19 protein-coding genes are annotated in these 15838 nt (G+C 55.3%); 17 read left to right on the top strand and 2 right to left on the bottom strand.

The window, feature by feature from the left end:
* Positions 1-107: 107 nt before the first annotated feature.
* The 4 genes from tauA to tauD are packed head-to-tail and all read left to right on the top strand — an operon-like array spanning position 108 to position 3529.
* Positions 108-1088 (top strand): taurine ABC transporter substrate-binding protein, encoded by a 981-nt coding sequence (gene tauA / locus B3041_RS12440; protein WP_292975209.1) that lies wholly within the window; start codon positions 108-110, stop codon positions 1086-1088.
* A gap of 10 nt (positions 1089-1098) precedes the next feature.
* Positions 1099-1866, top strand: coding sequence for a taurine ABC transporter ATP-binding subunit (gene tauB / locus B3041_RS12445; RefSeq protein ID WP_065648587.1), 768 nt, complete (start codon positions 1099-1101; stop codon positions 1864-1866).
* On the top strand, positions 1863-2693 hold the full coding sequence (gene tauC / locus B3041_RS12450; protein WP_292975212.1) for a taurine ABC transporter permease TauC: 831 nt from the start codon (positions 1863-1865) through the stop codon (positions 2691-2693). The genes tauB and tauC overlap by 4 nt, the downstream gene beginning before the upstream one ends.
* Positions 2690-3529: a taurine dioxygenase gene (gene tauD, locus B3041_RS12455; RefSeq protein WP_292975215.1), complete on the top strand. Its 840-nt coding sequence runs from the start codon at positions 2690-2692 to the stop codon at positions 3527-3529. The genes tauC and tauD overlap by 4 nt, the downstream gene beginning before the upstream one ends.
* Positions 3530-3622: 93 nt before the next feature.
* Here tauD and B3041_RS12460 read toward each other — a convergent pair whose 3' ends face one another.
* Positions 3623-5527: an ABC transporter ATP-binding protein gene (locus B3041_RS12460; RefSeq protein WP_292975218.1), complete on the bottom strand. Its 1905-nt coding sequence runs from the start codon at positions 5525-5527 to the stop codon at positions 3623-3625.
* 115 nt (positions 5528-5642) lie between these two features.
* Between B3041_RS12460 and kefG the strand changes: the two genes are divergently transcribed.
* The 4 genes from kefG (at position 5643) to slyD (ending at position 9022) form a co-directional block, all read left to right on the top strand.
* Positions 5643-6194: a glutathione-regulated potassium-efflux system ancillary protein KefG gene (gene kefG, locus B3041_RS12465; protein ID WP_065648591.1), complete on the top strand. Its 552-nt coding sequence runs from the start codon at positions 5643-5645 to the stop codon at positions 6192-6194.
* Complete coding sequence (gene kefB / locus B3041_RS12470) at positions 6194-7996, top strand: glutathione-regulated potassium-efflux system protein KefB (protein WP_065648592.1); 1803 nt, start codon at positions 6194-6196, stop codon at positions 7994-7996. Before kefG ends, kefB begins: the two co-directional genes overlap by 1 nt.
* A gap of 87 nt (positions 7997-8083) precedes the next feature.
* Positions 8084-8278 (top strand): YheV family putative zinc ribbon protein, encoded by a 195-nt coding sequence (locus tag B3041_RS12475; protein ID WP_006120567.1) that lies wholly within the window; start codon positions 8084-8086, stop codon positions 8276-8278.
* Between the two features lie 195 nt (positions 8279-8473).
* On the top strand, positions 8474-9022 hold the full coding sequence (gene slyD / locus B3041_RS12480) for a peptidylprolyl isomerase (RefSeq protein ID WP_065648593.1): 549 nt from the start codon (positions 8474-8476) through the stop codon (positions 9020-9022).
* A 69-nt stretch (positions 9023-9091) separates the two neighbouring features.
* Here the strand turns inward: slyD and B3041_RS12485 are convergent, their stop codons facing one another.
* Positions 9092-9310 (bottom strand): protein SlyX, encoded by a 219-nt coding sequence (locus B3041_RS12485; RefSeq protein ID WP_039380849.1) that lies wholly within the window; start codon positions 9308-9310, stop codon positions 9092-9094.
* Between the two features lie 279 nt (positions 9311-9589).
* Between B3041_RS12485 and fkpA the strand changes: the two genes are divergently transcribed.
* The 9 genes from fkpA to B3041_RS12530 all read left to right on the top strand — a co-directional run.
* Complete coding sequence (gene fkpA / locus B3041_RS12490) at positions 9590-10420, top strand: FKBP-type peptidyl-prolyl cis-trans isomerase (RefSeq protein ID WP_039380847.1); 831 nt, start codon at positions 9590-9592, stop codon at positions 10418-10420.
* 196 nt (positions 10421-10616) lie between these two features.
* Entirely contained in the window at positions 10617-11339 is a 723-nt protein-coding gene (locus tag B3041_RS12495) for a helix-turn-helix transcriptional regulator (protein WP_065648594.1), read from the top strand.
* Complete coding sequence (gene tusD, locus B3041_RS12500) at positions 11339-11725, top strand: sulfurtransferase complex subunit TusD (protein WP_065648595.1); 387 nt, start codon at positions 11339-11341, stop codon at positions 11723-11725. The genes B3041_RS12495 and tusD overlap by 1 nt, the downstream gene beginning before the upstream one ends.
* The gene (tusC, locus tag B3041_RS12505; protein WP_065648596.1) at positions 11725-12084 is read left to right on the top strand and encodes a sulfurtransferase complex subunit TusC; all 360 of its coding nucleotides are present in this window, start codon (positions 11725-11727) and stop codon (positions 12082-12084) included. The genes tusD and tusC overlap by 1 nt, the downstream gene beginning before the upstream one ends.
* A gap of 9 nt (positions 12085-12093) precedes the next feature.
* The gene (gene tusB, locus B3041_RS12510) at positions 12094-12381 is read left to right on the top strand and encodes a sulfurtransferase complex subunit TusB (RefSeq protein ID WP_065648597.1); all 288 of its coding nucleotides are present in this window, start codon (positions 12094-12096) and stop codon (positions 12379-12381) included.
* Positions 12382-12505: 124 nt separating this feature from the next.
* Complete coding sequence (gene rpsL, locus B3041_RS12515) at positions 12506-12880, top strand: 30S ribosomal protein S12 (protein WP_010616440.1); 375 nt, start codon at positions 12506-12508, stop codon at positions 12878-12880.
* 96 nt (positions 12881-12976) lie between these two features.
* The gene (gene rpsG, locus B3041_RS12520; RefSeq protein WP_007886246.1) at positions 12977-13447 is read left to right on the top strand and encodes a 30S ribosomal protein S7; all 471 of its coding nucleotides are present in this window, start codon (positions 12977-12979) and stop codon (positions 13445-13447) included.
* A 93-nt stretch (positions 13448-13540) separates the two neighbouring features.
* Entirely contained in the window at positions 13541-15655 is a 2115-nt protein-coding gene (fusA, locus tag B3041_RS12525) for an elongation factor G (protein ID WP_065648598.1), read from the top strand.
* A gap of 69 nt (positions 15656-15724) precedes the next feature.
* Positions 15725-15838: GTP-binding protein (locus tag B3041_RS12530; protein ID WP_292975240.1), on the top strand; the 114-nt coding region annotated here is incomplete at its 3' end.

The following is a 15838-nucleotide window of genomic DNA, read 5'->3' on the forward strand; positions in this document are numbered from 1 at the left end:
CTGATGTTGATCTAAGAACTGATTGGCATGAGGGATAATTTTTAATTCCTTTATGAAACTTTCGCCGCTGGCGACACTGCCGTCATAACTTCACTTCGGGGAACAGGATGATGGCAATGCAAAAAACAGTAATTTCGCTGGCGGCGGCGCTGGGACTGATAGCGTTTCAGGCGCAGGCGCTCAATGTCACCGTGGCGTATCAGACCTCTGCAGAGCCTGCCAAAGTCGCCCAGGCGGATAACACCTTTGCCCGGGAGAGCGGGGCAACCGTGGACTGGCGCAAGTTCGACAGCGGGGCCAGCGTGCTGCGTGCGCTGGCGTCGGGCGATGTGCAGATTGGTAATATCGGCTCAAGCCCGCTGGCGATCGCTGCCACACAGCAGCTGCCGATTGAAGCGTTTCTGCTTGCCTCACAGCTGGGTAACTCCGAGGCGCTGGTGGTCAAAAAAGAGATCAGCGATCCGGCACAGCTGAAAGGCAAACGTATTGCCGTGCCTTTCATCTCCACGACCCATTACAGCCTGCTGGCAGCGCTGAAACACTGGGGCATTAAGCCTTCAGAGGTGCAGTTAGTGAACCTGCAGCCGCCTGCAATCGTTGCCGCCTGGCAGCGTGGCGATATTGACGGTGCGTACGTCTGGGCGCCCGCCGTGAATGAACTGGAAAAAGAGGGGCATGTGCTGACCGATTCCTCGCAGGTGGGGCAATGGGGCTCACCAACGCTGGATGTCTGGGTAGTGCGTAAAGATTTTGCGCAGCAGCATCCGGAGGTGGTGACCGCGTTTGCCCGCAGCGCCATTAACGCGCAGCAGGCCTATCTCGCTCAGCCTGAACAGTGGCTGAAGCAGCCGGATAACCTCAGCAAGCTGTCGCGTCTGAGCGGCGTGCCGGAAGGCGATGTGCCGGGCCTGGTTAAAGGTAATACCTACCTGACGGCACAACAGCAGGTTGAGCAACTCGGTAAACCGGTGAATCAAGCCATTGTCGATACCGTGCATTTCCTGAAAGAGCAGGGGCGGGTACCTGAAGCGGCCGGCGACTACAGCCGCTTTGTTACCAGCCGCTTTGTTGCACCTTTAGCGAAATAACGGAGGCCGTATGCTTAGCGTCACGCATCTCAACGCACGTTATGCCGGTCAGCCCGTACTGCAGGATATCCATCTGCAGCTGGACAGCCGTGAATTGCTGGTGGTGCTGGGGCCGTCCGGCTGTGGCAAAACCACGCTGCTGAACTTAATTGCCGGCTTTCTGCCGCTGGAGTCCGGCAGCATTACGCTGGATGGCAAGGCGGTGACCGGGCCAGGCGCCGGGCGCGGCGTGGTGTTTCAGAATGAAGGGCTGCTGCCGTGGCGCAATGTGATCGATAACGTGGCATTGGGTCTGCAGCTGGCCGGTATGGCAAAAGCGGAACGTCATGCCGTTGCCCGCCGGCTGATCCGCAACGTCGGTCTGGAAGGGGCAGAAAAACGTTTTATCTGGCAGCTCTCCGGGGGGCAACGTCAGCGCGTGGGAATTGCGCGTGCGCTGGCGGCCGATCCGCAGCTGCTGCTGCTGGATGAGCCCTTTGGCGCGCTGGATGCGTTTACCCGCGAGCAGATGCAAACCCTGTTGCTGACGCTGTGGCGCGATACCGGCAAGCAGATCCTGCTGATTACCCATGACATTGAAGAAGCGGTGTTTCTGGCCAGCGAGCTGGTGCTGCTGTCGCCCGGACCTGGACGCATTGTGGAACGGCTGAAGCTCGACTTTGGCCAGCGCTTCGCTGGCGGTGAACCGTGCCGCAGCATCAAATCCGATCCGGCGTTTATCGAGCGCCGTGAATATGTGCTTAATCAGGTGTTTGCCCGGCGGGAGGCGTTTGTATGAGTGCGGTGATCGATGAGAAACGTGGTGCAGCGCGCGCCCGTGGTCTGCGCTGGCCACTGTCGCGCCAGCTGTCGCTTAGCCTGCTGAGCACAGGGCTGCTGCTGGTGATGTGGTGGGGCGTGACGGCGCTGGGGCTGATTGCGCCACTGTTTCTGCCCGCGCCGCAGCAGGTGCTGCAGAAACTGCTGCTGATTGCCAGTGCGCAGGGCTTTATGGACGCCACGCTGTGGCAGCATCTGGGCGCAAGCCTGACGCGCATGCTGGTGGCGCTGTTCTTTGCCGCACTGATTGGTATTCCGACCGGCATTGCTATGGGACTGAGCCCGGCGCTGCGCGGGCTGCTCGATCCGCTGATTGAGCTTTACCGGCCGGTGCCGCCGCTGGCCTACCTGCCGCTGATGGTGATCTGGTTTGGTATTGGTGAAACCTCAAAAATTCTGCTTATCTACCTGGCGATTTTTGCACCGGTGACGCTGGCGACGCTGGCCGGCGTGAAGCAGTGCCGTCAGGTACGCGTGCGCGCAGCGCAGGCGCTGGGCGCATCCCGCTGGCAGGTGCTGCGCTTTGTGATCCTGCCTGGCGCGCTGCCGGAAATCCTGACCGGTCTGCGTATCGGGCTGGGCGTCGGCTGGTCCACGCTGGTCGCTGCAGAGCTCATCGCCGCCACGCGGGGCCTGGGGTTTATGGTGCAGTCGGCAGGAGAGTTTCTGGCCACGGATGTGGTGCTGGCGGGTATCGGCGTCATTGCCGTTATCGCATTTAGTTTAGAACTGGGTCTGCGCGCGCTGCAACGCCGCCTGACGCCCTGGTATGGAGAGCAGCAATGAACGAACGTCTTACTTTTACCGCGCTGGGTCCCTGGATCGGCGCGCAGGTCAGCGATGTCGATCTCAGCCGCCCGCTGAGCGATGCGCAGTTTGAACAGCTCTATCACGGCCTGCTGCGTTATCAGGTGCTGTTTTTACGTAACCAGGTGATTACGCCACAGCAGCAGCGGGCGCTGGCGGTGCGTTTTGGCGATCTGCATATTCATCCGGTCTACCCGCATGCGGCAGGCGTGGAAGAGATCATCGAGCTGGATACCCATCAGGATAACCCGCCGGATAATGACAACTGGCATACCGATGTCACCTTTATTGAAACGCCGCCGGCCATTGCCCTGCTGGCCGCGAAACTGTTGCCGGAAAGCGGGGGCGATACGCTCTGGAGCAGCGGGATAGCCGCTTATGAAACGCTTTCTGAGCCGGTTAAACAGCTGCTGAGCGGGCTGCAGGCGGAGCACGACTTTAAGAAGTCGTTTCAGGAGTATAAATATCGCCGCACGCCGGAGGAGCATCAGCGCTGGCAGCAGGCGGTGGCTAAACATCCGCCGGTCTGCCATCCGGCGATCCGCACCCATCCGGTCAGCGGGCGTAAAGCGCTGTTTGTGAACGAGGGGTTCACCACACGTCTGACGGGCGTCAGTGAAAAAGAGAGCGACGCGCTGCTGAATTATCTGTTTGCGCACGCCACTAAACCAGAGTTTCAGGTGCGCTGGCGCTGGCAGGAGAACGACATTGCTATCTGGGATAACCGCGTGACGCAGCATTACGCCAACGCAGATTATTATCCGGCGCGCCGGGTAATGCATCGCGCGACGGTGCTGGGGGATGTGCCGGTTTGATTGGGTAGTGTTGGTTGCGGAGGCGGCCAGGTCGGCATACATGCCGACCCTGTAGCAGAGGCTACTCTGTAGGGGCGGCATGCAGGCTGACCGTTAATTCGCCAGCATCTGCTCCAGCTGCTCCTGCGCATCCAGCCACGCCATTTCAACTTCTTCCAGCGCTGATTTGCTTTCCGCCTGGCGCTGCAGGGCGGCAGTTAAATCGGCTTTACGGCTTTGGTCGTAAATCGCGCTGTCGGCCAGCAGGGCTTCTGCCTCGCTCAGCTGACTCTGCCACTTTGTCATCTGCTTCTCCAGCTTCTCGATCTCTTTGCGCAGCGGTTGCGTCTGCGCGCGCAGCTCAGCATCACGGCGCTTCTGATCTTTGCGGGACTGGGCGCTATTGGCATTATCCTGCCTGGGTGCGGCATCCTGCTGCGCCTGCTGCTTCTGCAGATCGCTCAGCCACTGCTGATAGTCGTCCAGATCGCCTTCAAATACGTCGACTTTGCGATCGTGGACCAGATAGAGATCGTCAGTAGTGGAACGCAGCAAATGCCGGTCATGCGACACCACCACCAGCGCGCCTTCAAAATCGATCAGGGCTTCGGTAAGCGCCTGACGCATGTCGAGATCGAGATGGTTAGTGGGCTCATCCAGCAGCAGCAGGTTGGGACGCTGCCAGACGATCAGCGCCAGCACCAGGCGTGCTTTTTCGCCGCCGGAGAAGCGGGCGGTGGCTTCACTGACTTTATCACCCTGAAAGCCAAAGCCGCCCAGGTAATCGCGCAGCTGCTGCTCCAGAACGGCTGGCGCGATATGCGCCAGATGCTGCAGCGGCGACTCTTCAGCCCGCAGATACTCAAGCTGATGCTGGGCGAAGTAACCGAGCTTAATGCCTTTCGCCAGACCCACCTTGCCCTCCAGTGGATCGAGTTCTCCCGCCAGCAGCTTGATCAGCGTTGATTTACCCGCACCGTTACGCCCCAGCAGGCCGATACGCGAGCCCGGCACCAGATTGAGTTTGATCGCATCAAGAATAATGCGCTCGCCGTAGCCCGCCGTGACCTTCTCCATTTTCAGCAGCGGATTAGGCAGGCTTTCCGGCGCGCGGAAGCTGAAGCTGAACGGGTTATCCACGTGTGCAGGCGCAATCAGCTCCATGCGCTCCAGCATCTTGATGCGGCTCTGTGCCTGTTTGGCTTTGGTCGCCTGAGCGCGGAAGCGATCGATATACTTCTGCAGGTGCGACACTTTTTCCTGCTGGCTTTGATAGAGCGCCTGCTGCTGTGCCAGTTTGGCGACGCGCTGCCGCTCAAAGGAGCTGTAGTTACCGGTATATTCGATAAGCGTCTGCTGCTCAATGTGAATAATTTTGTCCACCACCGGATCGAGAAAATCGCGGTCATGCGAAATCAGGATCAGCGTGCCCTCATAGCTTTTCAGCCAGCGCTCCAGCCAGATTACGGCGTCGAGATCGAGGTGGTTGGTTGGCTCATCCAGCAGCAGCAAGTCAGAGCGACACACCAGCGCCTGTGCCAGATTGAGACGCATGCGCCAGCCGCCGGAGAAGTCGCTGACCGGCCGCGTCAGCTGCTCCTGGCTAAAGCCCAGGCCGTGCAGCAGACTGGCGGCGCGTGCGTGTATACTCCACGCCTGAATCGCATCCAGCTTGCCGTGCAGCAGCGCAATCGCGTTGCCATCATCGCGCACGTTGGCATCCGCTAATTCAGATTCCAGCTGACGATATTCACGGTCGCCGTCGATAACATACTCCAGCGCGGCTTTACTCAGCGCAGGCGTCTCCTGGTTGACCCACGCCAGCGCCCAGCTGCCGGGGAAGGTGACGCTGCCGGCGTCGCTGCTGATTTCACCTTTAAGCAGTGACAGCAGGGTAGATTTGCCGCAGCCGTTTTTACCCACCAGGCCCACTTTCTGGCCGGGATTAATGGTTGCGGTTGCGTTGTCCAGCAGCACAGTAGTGCCACGTCGTATCTGTAGTGCGGAAAAGACAATCATAGGCGCCGTATCGTCAGAATATGGTAATTTATCGGCAACATAATTCAATAATGTTTAGTTGCGTTGAGCATGGTAGCGGAATTCCGCTGCGGTGACGACGCTTTGGAGGGGAAGGATGTCGCAGCCACCAAAAGTTTTGCTGCTTTATGCCCATCCGGAGTCACAGGATTCGATCGCCAATCGGGTTTTGCTGCAGTCGGCCAGGGAACTTGAACACGTCACCGTGCACGATTTATATGCCCACTATCCGGATTTTTTTATAGATATTCACTATGAACAGCAGCTGCTGCGCGATCACGAGATCGTGGTGTTTCAGCATCCACTCTATACCTACAGCTGTCCTGCTCTGCTGAAAGAGTGGCTGGATCGCGTGCTGTCGCGCGGTTTTGCCAGCGGCGTGGATGGGAACGCACTGGAAGGTAAATACTGGCGGAGCGTCGTGACGACCGGTGAGCCTGAAGCGGCCTATCATCACGACGGCCTGAACCGCTATCCCATGAGCGATATTATGCGGCCATTTGAGCTCACAGCGCAGATGTGCCGTATGCACTGGATGACACCGATGGTGATCCACTGGGCGCGGCGGCAGACGCCAGAAACGCTGCGTCATTTTGCCCGCGCCTATGGCGACTGGCTCACATCACCACTGCCGCAGGGAGGAGTGTAATGCAAGGCGAAACGTTACTGACCGCTGGCGTCATCTATCTGGTGGCGGCGGTACTGGTGGTGCCTGTTGCCGCCCGACTGGGGATTGGTGCGGTGCTGGGCTATCTGCTCGCAGGTATTGCGATTGGTCCGTGGGGGCTGGGCTTTATCAGCGATGTGGATGAGATCCTGCACTTCTCTGAGCTGGGCGTCGTGTTCCTGATGTTTATTATTGGCCTGGAGCTCAATCCTGCCAAACTCTGGTCACTGCGGCGCTCCATTTTCGGCGTCGGGGCGGCGCAGGTAATATTTTCTGCAGCGATCCTCGGCGTACTGCTGTGGCTGAGCGATTTCAGCTGGCAGGCGGCCGTGATAGGCGGCATTGGTGTGGCCATGTCCTCTACGGCTATGGCGTTGCAGCTGATGCGTGATAAAGGGATGAACCGCAGCGAATCGGGACAGCTGGGCTTTTCGGTACTGCTGTTTCAGGATCTGGCGGTGATACCGGCGCTGGCGCTGGTGCCGTTACTGGCTGGCGGCGACAGTGGTCATGTTGACTGGCTTAAAGTCGCGATGAAAGTGCTGGCCTTTGCCGGCATGCTGGTTGGCGGGCGATATTTACTGCGGCCCATTTTGCGCTTTATTGCGGCTTCCGGTGTCAGGGAAGTCTTTACCGCCGCCTCACTGCTGCTGGTGCTGGGATCGGCGCTGTTTATGGATGCGCTTGGCCTGTCGATGGCGCTGGGGACCTTTATTGCCGGTATTCTGCTGGCGGAGAGCGAGTACCGGCATGAACTTGAAGTCGCTATTGAACCGTTCAAGGGGCTGCTGCTGGGCCTGTTCTTTATTTCTGTTGGCATGGCGCTGAACCTTGGCGTGCTCTACACGCATATCGTGGCGATTCTGATCGGCGTGCTGGTACTGGTGGCGGTAAAAGCGCTGGTGCTTTACGTGCTGGCGCGCATTTACGGCCTGCGTAGCTCAGAGCGTCTGCAGTTTGCGGGCGTGCTCAGTCAGGGCGGCGAATTCGCGTTTGTCCTGTTCTCTGCGGCGTCATCAGCCCATCTGTTCAGCGGCGATCAGCTGCCGCTGCTGCTGGTCACGGTGACCCTCTCAATGATGACCACCCCGCTGCTGATGCAGGGTGTGGATAAGATTCTGGCCCGCCGCTTTAACGACAAAGAGGACAGTGATGAGAAGCCTTTTGTAGAGGACGATCAGCCACAGGTCATCGTGGTCGGGTTTGGCCGCTTCGGGCAGGTCGTAGGCCGTTTGCTGATGGCCAACAACAAACGCATCACGGTGCTGGAGCGGGATATTTCTGCAGTCAGCCTGATGCGCAAATATGGCTATAAAGTTTACTACGGTGACGCCACCGAGCTGGAGCTGTTACGCGCCGCTGGCGCAGAGAATGCGCAGTCAATTGTGATCACCTGCAGCGATCCGGAAGATGCCATGACCATTGTGCACCTTTGCCAGCACCATTTTCCGCAGCTGGAGATCCTGGCGCGGGCGCGCGGGCGTGTGGAGGCGCACGAATTACTGCAGGCGGGCGTCACACTCTTCTCCCGTGAAACCTTCTCCAGTGCGCTGGAACTTGGCCGCAAGGCGCTGATTTCTCTTGGTATGCATCCTCATCAGGCGCAGCGTGCGCAGCAGCATTTTCGCCGGCTTGATATGCGAATGCTGCGCGAGCTGATGCCCGGCCACGATGACAGCGTGCAGGTTTCCCGCGTGCGTGAGGCACGACGCGAACTGGAGGATATCTTCCAGCGTGAGATGCAGCATGAGAAGCGACAGATAAACGGCTGGGACGATGAATAAGGTGCCATTCAGAGCCATCGCTGCAATTTGCGGTGCGCAGGGTATACACTTAAGGTATCCGTGAACAACGAGCGGGCAGGAAAAAAGATGCGTAAACGTTTTATCGCCGGTGCGGTCTGTCCGCACTGTCAGGAAAAAGATACCCTGGCCATGTGGCGCGAAAACAATGTCGATGTGGTTGAATGCGTAAAATGCGGACATCAGATGCGTGAGGCAGATAAGCAGGCGCGCGATCAGGTTCGCAGTAATGAGCAGGTGATTGGCATTTTTCATCCTGAGTAGCGTGCCGGCACAGCTTTTTTTACGCTTAGACTTACAGTGGTGTTGAATTCCGTTACAATCGGCGCCACTAACGCTGAATGGTCTGCATTTTTTGCAGGGAAAATCTGTTCAGCCTTAAACCTTTCTGGTTGGTTATTGCACGCAAAAATAGACCAATGAGACGGGATCCTTAGTTCTCAACGGTTAGGAGATATCATGAAAGTAGCAAAAGACCTGGTGGTGAGCCTGGCGTATCAGGTTCGTACCGAAGATGGTGTGTTAGTTGACGAGTCGCCGGTAAGTGCACCGTTAGACTATCTGCACGGTCATGGTTCCCTGATTTCTGGTCTGGAAAAAGCGCTGGAAAATCACGCGGTCGGCGACAAGTTTGACGTGCATATTCCGGCAAACGACGCCTATGGTCAGTATGATGACAATCTGGTACAGCGCGTACCTAAAGATGTCTTCATGGGTGTGGACGAACTGCAGGTTGGCATGCGCTTCCTGGCAGAAACCGACCAGGGCCCGGTGCCGGTTGAAATCACTGAAGTAGAAGATGAGCACGTTGTGGTTGATGGTAACCACATGCTTGCTGGTCAGAACCTGAACTTCAACGTGGAAGTGGTTGCTATCCGCGAAGCCACGGAAGAAGAGCTGGCGCACGGTCACGTGCATGGCGCTGATGGTCATCATCATGACCACGAGCATGGTCACGACCACGACCACGATCATGGCCACGGTGGCGGTTGCGGCTGCAATCACTAAGCGTTGCCGGTACAAAAAGGCCACCTGCGGGTGGCCTTTCTGTTTTTTACTTTTCGCTGCCGGCAGGCATTAATAATGCGGCGGGGGCGTCTCTTCCGACGGCGAAGCGACCATTGAGGGCGCTGCCGCTTTAACTTTGTCGACCAGCAAGCGGACGTGTTCCCGCAGTCTGCTCATCTCCAGTTCATGTTCGACTACCGTCTGATTAAGCTGCTCAATGGTGTCTTCCTGAAAAGCCAGCTTGCTCTCCAGCGCTTCAAGGCGCCGATCCCAGTCTGTCTGTTGCATCATCACTCCTCCTGTCATCGTACTGCGCATTGATATGAACCGGCGTGATTCTACGGCGTTTGTGGTCAGAATCACCTGATATTTACCCGGCATTTATCTCCTGCCATTGAATTTACCCGCAGCGCCTACATCTCAGATGAAACTTCCTGAAGCAAAAAAGGTCGGAGGTTAACCGGGTAATTACACTGCGGGAGTGTTCGTTACTGCCGCGTAAAGTTATAGTGTGGACCACTGTCCGCAATGATTCCCGAGGTTTGAAGCTTCGGTTTTGGAGAAAGGATGAAATCACTGTTTAAAGTCACATTGTTAGCTACCACTATGGCTGTCGCACTTAATGCACCGCTGGCGATGGCAGCAGAAACCGCTGCCGCTCCGGCTGACGCGGCGCAGGCTGCGCCACAGGCACCAAAAAATGCTGCTTTCAAAAATGAAGATCAGCAATCTGCCTATGCACTGGGTGCCTCGCTGGGTCGCTACATGGACAACTCTCTGAAGGAACAGGAGAAACTGGGCATCAAACTGGACAAAGATCAGCTGATTGCTGGTGTTCAGGACGCATTTGGCGGTAAAAGCAAACTCTCTGATCAGGAGATCGAGCAGACCCTGCAGGCCTTTGAAGGCCGCGTGAAGGGCGCCGCTCAGGCGAAGCTGGAAAAAGATGCAAAAGAGAATGCTGATAAAGGCAACGCTTTTGCTGAAAAATTCGCAAAAGAGAAGGGCGTGAAGAAGACTGAATCAGGCCTGCTCTATCAGGTTGAGAAAGAGGGTAGCGGCGCCGCGCCTAAAGACAGCGACACTGTTGTGGTCAACTACAAAGGCACACTGATTGACGGTACCGAGTTTGATAACTCTTACACCCGTGGCGAACCGCTCTCTTTCCGTCTGGATGGCGTCATTCCGGGCTGGACCGAAGGCCTGAAGCACGTGAAAAAAGGTGGCAAGATCAAACTGGTGATCCCACCGAACCTCGCCTATGGCAAAAACGGCGTACCGGGCATTCCGGCCAACTCTACGCTGGTGTTTGATGTTGAACTGCTGGATATTAAAGCAGCGCCAAAAGCGGATGAAAAAGCACAGGCTCCGGCCGCTGCTGAGAAGAAAGCACAGTAATTATTGTGTTCTGCCGCCGCCTTCGGGCGGCGGTTCCCTCTGCATTTCCCCTGTACGTTCAATTCCTGCTGCATATGTGCAAAGCTCTGGCTAAAGCGGGCGACATTTGCCAGACTAACGCCTGCATAATGATCATAAGATGAGTCTGCCCCAATGCTGTCGCGACAGGCTCCAGCCACGTAGGGTAATGTCTTCGATGTCTAATCCATTTAATCCCGGTGAACTGACTGACTTCGATTTACTGGAGCAGCGCCCTTTTGAGCAAGCTGATTACGATATTCTCAAATCTTACGAAGCAGTGGTTGATGGCCTGGCGATGCTGATTGGCTCGCACTGCGAAATCGTGCTGCACTCGCTGGAAGATCTGAAATGTTCAGCCGTGCGTATCGCTAACGGCGAACATACGGGGCGCAAAGTGGGATCGCCGATTACCGATCTGGCGCTGCGCATGCTGCATGATATGCATGGCGCTGACAGCAATGTCTCCCGCGCCTATTTTACGCGTGCCAAAAGCGGTGTTCTGATGAAGTCGGTCACCATCGCTATTCGTAATCGCCAGCAGCGCGTCATTGGTCTGCTCTGCATCAATATGAATCTGGATGTACCGTTCTCGCAAATCATGTCAACCTTTATGCCGCCAGAGATGCAGCAGGTTGATTCAAGCGTAAACTTTGCCAGTTCGGTTGAAGATCTGGTGATGCAGACGCTGGAATTCACGATTGAAGAGGTCAGCGCGGATCGCAACGTGTCTAACAACGCCAAGAACCGGCAGATCGTACTTAATCTGTATGAGAAAGGTATTTTTGACATCAAAGATGCCATTAACCAGGTTGCCGCTCGTCTGAATATCTCCAGGCATACGGTCTACCTCTACATACGTCAGTTTAAGAATGGCGATTTTCAGGGGCAGGATCGCTGATGCGTTACACCCTGCTGGTGACCGGACCGGCTTACGGCACCCAGAATGCAACCAGTGCACTGCTGTTTGCCCGTGCGCTGATTGCTGCAGGCCACGTGCTGGAGAGCGTATTTTTTTATCGTGAAGGCGTGCTGAATGCCAGCGAACTGAGCGCACCTGCCAGTGATGAAACTGACGTTGTGCGCGCCTGGCAGCATCTGCACGATGCCTGCGGCGTTGCGCTTAACGTCTGCGTGGCTGCCGCACTGCGGCGGGGCATTACCGATCGGCAGGAAGCGACGCGTCTGCAGCTGGCGGGCAGTAATCTGCAGCCGGGTTTTGAACTCAGTGGTCTGGGCGCTCTGGCTGAAGCGGCGCTCAGCTGCGACAGACTGGTGCAATTCTGATGAACCGCATTGCGTTTCTGTTTACCCGTGCTCCGCACGGCAGCAGCGCCGGCAGAGAAGGGCTGGATGCCGTTCTCGCTACCGGCGCGCTGAGCGAAGATATCGGCCTCTTTTTTATCGGCGACGGTGTGCTGCAGCTCGCTGAACAGCAGCAGCCAGAGACTATACTGGCGCGCGACTATATCGCTACCTTTGGTGTGCTGGCACTTTATGATATTGAGCAGTGCTATATCTGCCGGCATTCGTTACTGGCACGCGGAGTGAGCCTGAGCGCAGAACGCGTATTGTCTGCTGAAGTGCTGGAGAGTGACACTCTGCGCCAGACGCTGGCCTCTTTCGATCGCATTATCTGTTTTTGAGAAATCGCCATGCTTTATACGCTGATGAACTCCCCCTGGCAGTGTGATATCGAAACGCTGCTGCTTTTGCTGCGGCCGGAGGATGATCTGCTGCTGTTACAGGATGGCGTCACCGGAGCGCTACAGGGCAGTACGATGCTCAGCCGGCTCCTTGCATCGCCCGCGACGCTGTGGGTACTGGAAGAGGATGTCATTGCACGTGGATTGTCTGCTCAAATTTCAACCAGTATTGTTCGTGTGGACTATACTGGATTCGTTGCGCTGACGGCAAAGCATCAACAGCAAGTGGCCTGGTAAACGCGAAAACCTGGTTATTTCTTGACACCCTATAGGCACAGCCCTAAAATTCTGCCTCCTCGTAGAAATACGAGGCGATTTATTACGTGTTTACGAAGCAAAAGCTAAATCCAGGAGCTATTTAATGGCAACAGTTAACCAGCTGGTTCGCAAACCACGCGTTCGTCAGGTTGCTAAAAGCAACGTGCCGGCGCTGGAAGCTTGCCCGCAAAAACGTGGTGTTTGTACTCGTGTTTACACCACTACCCCGAAAAAACCAAACTCCGCACTGCGTAAAGTATGCCGTGTGCGTTTGACCAACGGTTTTGAAGTTACCTCCTATATTGGTGGTGAAGGTCATAACCTGCAGGAGCACTCCGTGATCCTGATCCGTGGCGGTCGTGTTAAAGACCTGCCAGGTGTGCGTTACCACACCGTTCGTGGCGCGCTGGACTGCTCAGGTGTTAAAGACCGTAAGCAGGCTCGCTCCAAGTATGGCGTGAAGAAGCCAAAGGCTTAATGGTTCTCCGTTAAGTAAGGCCAAACGTTTTAACTTTAATGTCAAAATAAACTCGTAGAGTTTTGGACAATCCTGAATTAACAACGGAGTATTTCCATGCCACGTCGTCGCGTCATTGGTCAGCGTAAAATTCTGCCGGATCCTAAGTTCGGATCAGAGCTGCTGGCTAAATTTGTAAATATCCTGATGGTAGATGGTAAAAAATCTACTGCAGAATCTATCGTCTATACCGCACTTGATACCCTGGCTCAGCGTGCTGGTAAAGATGGTCTGGAAGCTTTTGAAGTTGCACTCGAAAACGTACGTCCGACTGTCGAAGTGAAGTCACGTCGCGTTGGTGGTTCAACCTACCAGGTTCCAGTTGAAGTCCGTCCGGTTCGTCGTAATGCTCTGGCAATGCGTTGGATCGTAGAAGCTGCTCGTAAACGCGGTGATAAATCAATGGCTCTTCGCCTGGCGAACGAACTTTCTGACGCTGCAGAGAACAAAGGTACTGCAGTTAAGAAACGTGAAGACGTTCACCGTATGGCTGAAGCCAACAAGGCGTTCGCACACTACCGCTGGTAACAGCCGCGTAGTTGTTATTAACCCAGCGGGCGTCCCAGTGGCTTACCTGCTGGGCTTTTTTAACTATGAACGTCTCAGAATCAGAGGAATCAAATGGCTCGTAAAACACCCATTGAGCGCTATCGTAATATCGGTATCAGTGCTCACATCGACGCCGGTAAAACTACCACTACCGAACGTGTTCTGTTCTACACCGGTGTAAACCACAAAATCGGTGAAGTTCATGACGGCGCCGCAACCATGGACTGGATGGAGCAGGAACAGGAACGTGGTATCACCATCACTTCCGCTGCGACCACCTGCTACTGGTCTGGTATGGCTAAGCAGTTTGAGCCACACCACGTCAACATCATTGACACCCCAGGACACGTTGACTTCACCATCGAAGTAGAACGTTCTATGCGTGTGCTTGATGGCGCAGTAATGGTTTACTGTGCAGTTGGTGGTGTTCAGCCACAGTCTGAAACCGTATGGCGTCAGGCTAACAAATATAAAGTTCCACGCATCGCGTTCGTTAACAAAATGGACCGCATGGGTGCTAACTTCCTGAAAGTTGTTGATCAGATGAAAGTGCGTCTGGGTGCAAACCCGGTTCCACTTCAGCTGGCAATCGGCGCTGAAGAGAAATTCACCGGTGTTATCGACCTGGTGAAAATGAAAGCCATCAACTGGAACGATGAAGACCAGGGCGTTACTTTCGTCTACGAAGATATCCCGGCTGATATGCAGGATCTGGCTGACGAATGGCGTGCGAAGCTGGTTGAATCCGCAGCTGAAGGTTCTGATGAGCTGATGGAGAAATTCTTCGGCGGTGAAGAGCTGACTGAAGAAGAGATCAAAACGTCTCTGCGTAAGCGCGTTCTGAACAACGAAATCATCCTGGTAACCTGTGGTTCTGCATTTAAGAACAAAGGTGTTCAGGCGATGCTGGATGCGGTAGTTGAATACCTGCCAGCACCGACTGACGTTACCGCGATCAACGGTATGCTGGACGACGGTAAAGACACGCCGGCTGAGCGTCATTCTGACGACAACGAGCCGTTTGCTGCGCTGGCGTTCAAAATCGCAACCGACCCGTTTGTTGGTAACCTGACCTTCTTCCGCGTGTACTCGGGTATTGTTAACACGGGTGATACTGTGTTTAACCCGGTTAAGTCAAACCGTGAGCGTCTGGGCCGTATCGTTCAGATGCACGCTAACAAGCGTGAAGAGATCAAAGAAGTTCGCGCGGGCGATATCGCCGCTGCGATCGGCCTGAAAGATGTGACTACCGGTGACACCCTGTGTGATCCGGATAACGTCATCATCCTCGAGCGTATGGAATTCCCGGAGCCGGTAATTTCTATCGCCGTTGAGCCGAAAACCAAAGCTGACCAGGAAAAAATGGGTCTGGCTTTGGGTCGTCTGGCGAAAGAGGATCCATCATTCCGCGTATGGACTGATGAAGAATCTAACCAGACCATCATCGCTGGTATGGGTGAGCTGCACCTCGACATCATCGTTGACCGCATGAAGCGTGAATTCAACGTTGAAGCAAACATCGGTAAACCTCAGGTTGCGTATCGCGAAGCGATCCGCTCTAAAGTTACCGGTATTGAAGGTAAACACGCCAAGCAGTCTGGTGGTCGTGGTCAGTATGGTCATGTTGTTATCGACATGTACCCACTGGAGCCGGGCTCAAACCCGAAAGGCTACGAGTTTGTTAACGACATCAAAGGTGGTGTGATTCCTGGTGAATACATCCCTGCCGTTGATAAAGGTATCCAGGAGCAGCTGAAGTCTGGTCCACTGGCGGGTTACCCGGTAGTTGATCTGGGCGTGCGTCTGCACTTCGGTTCTTACCATGACGTTGACTCCTCTGAGCTGGCGTTTAAACTGGCTGCTTCTCTTGCGTTTAAAGACGGCTTTAAGAAAGCAACCCCGGTTCTGCTTGAGCCAATCATGAAGGTTGAAGTAGAAACGCCAGAAGAGAACACCGGTGACGTTATCGGTGACCTGAGCCGCCGTCGTGGTATGCTTAAAGGTCAGGAATCTAACGCTACTGGCGTTCAGATTCACGCTGAAGTTCCGCTTTCCGAAATGTTCGGTTATGCAACTCAGCTGCGTTCTCTGACAAAAGGCCGTGCTTCTTACTCCATGGAGTTCCTGAAGTACGATGATGCGCCGAACAACGTCGCTCAGGCCGTTATTGAAGCTCGTGGCAAATAAGGCTACGGTTTAAAAATTGTTAACTGATGCCTTCATCAATGATGAAGGCATAACGTAAGGATTATCGCCATGGCGAAAGAGCAATTTCAGCGTAACAAACTGCACGCAAACATGGACACCATCGGCCACGTTGACCACGGTAAAACCACACTAACTGCAGCAATCACCCCCGCTCTGGCTAAA

Source organism: Pantoea sp. UBA4549, from assembly GCF_002387285.1.
Lineage (GTDB): Bacteria > Pseudomonadota > Gammaproteobacteria > Enterobacterales > Enterobacteriaceae > Pantoea > Pantoea borealis.

Bases quoted from the DNA above. Each gene is read 5' to 3' on its own strand.
- tauA (WP_292975209.1), top strand. From the start codon at position 108: ATGATGGCAATGCAAAAAACAGTAATTTCGCTGGCGGCGGCGCTGGGA.
- tauB (WP_065648587.1), top strand. From the start codon at position 1,099: ATGCTTAGCGTCACGCATCTCAACGCACGTTATGCCGGTCAGCCCGTA.
- tauC (WP_292975212.1), top strand. From the start codon at position 1,863: ATGAGTGCGGTGATCGATGAGAAACGTGGTGCAGCGCGCGCCCGTGGT.
- tauD (WP_292975215.1), top strand. From the start codon at position 2,690: ATGAACGAACGTCTTACTTTTACCGCGCTGGGTCCCTGGATCGGCGCG.
- B3041_RS12460 (WP_292975218.1), bottom strand. From the start codon at position 5,527: ATGATTGTCTTTTCCGCACTACAGATACGACGTGGCACTACTGTGCTG.
- kefG (WP_065648591.1), top strand. From the start codon at position 5,643: ATGTCGCAGCCACCAAAAGTTTTGCTGCTTTATGCCCATCCGGAGTCA.
- kefB (WP_065648592.1), top strand. From the start codon at position 6,194: ATGCAAGGCGAAACGTTACTGACCGCTGGCGTCATCTATCTGGTGGCG.
- B3041_RS12475 (WP_006120567.1), top strand. From the start codon at position 8,084: ATGCGTAAACGTTTTATCGCCGGTGCGGTCTGTCCGCACTGTCAGGAA.
- slyD (WP_065648593.1), top strand. From the start codon at position 8,474: ATGAAAGTAGCAAAAGACCTGGTGGTGAGCCTGGCGTATCAGGTTCGT.
- B3041_RS12485 (WP_039380849.1), bottom strand. From the start codon at position 9,310: ATGCAACAGACAGACTGGGATCGGCGCCTTGAAGCGCTGGAGAGCAAG.
- fkpA (WP_039380847.1), top strand. From the start codon at position 9,590: ATGAAATCACTGTTTAAAGTCACATTGTTAGCTACCACTATGGCTGTC.
- B3041_RS12495 (WP_065648594.1), top strand. From the start codon at position 10,617: ATGTCTAATCCATTTAATCCCGGTGAACTGACTGACTTCGATTTACTG.
- tusD (WP_065648595.1), top strand. From the start codon at position 11,339: ATGCGTTACACCCTGCTGGTGACCGGACCGGCTTACGGCACCCAGAAT.
- tusC (WP_065648596.1), top strand. From the start codon at position 11,725: ATGAACCGCATTGCGTTTCTGTTTACCCGTGCTCCGCACGGCAGCAGC.
- tusB (WP_065648597.1), top strand. From the start codon at position 12,094: ATGCTTTATACGCTGATGAACTCCCCCTGGCAGTGTGATATCGAAACG.
- rpsL (WP_010616440.1), top strand. From the start codon at position 12,506: ATGGCAACAGTTAACCAGCTGGTTCGCAAACCACGCGTTCGTCAGGTT.
- rpsG (WP_007886246.1), top strand. From the start codon at position 12,977: ATGCCACGTCGTCGCGTCATTGGTCAGCGTAAAATTCTGCCGGATCCT.
- fusA (WP_065648598.1), top strand. From the start codon at position 13,541: ATGGCTCGTAAAACACCCATTGAGCGCTATCGTAATATCGGTATCAGT.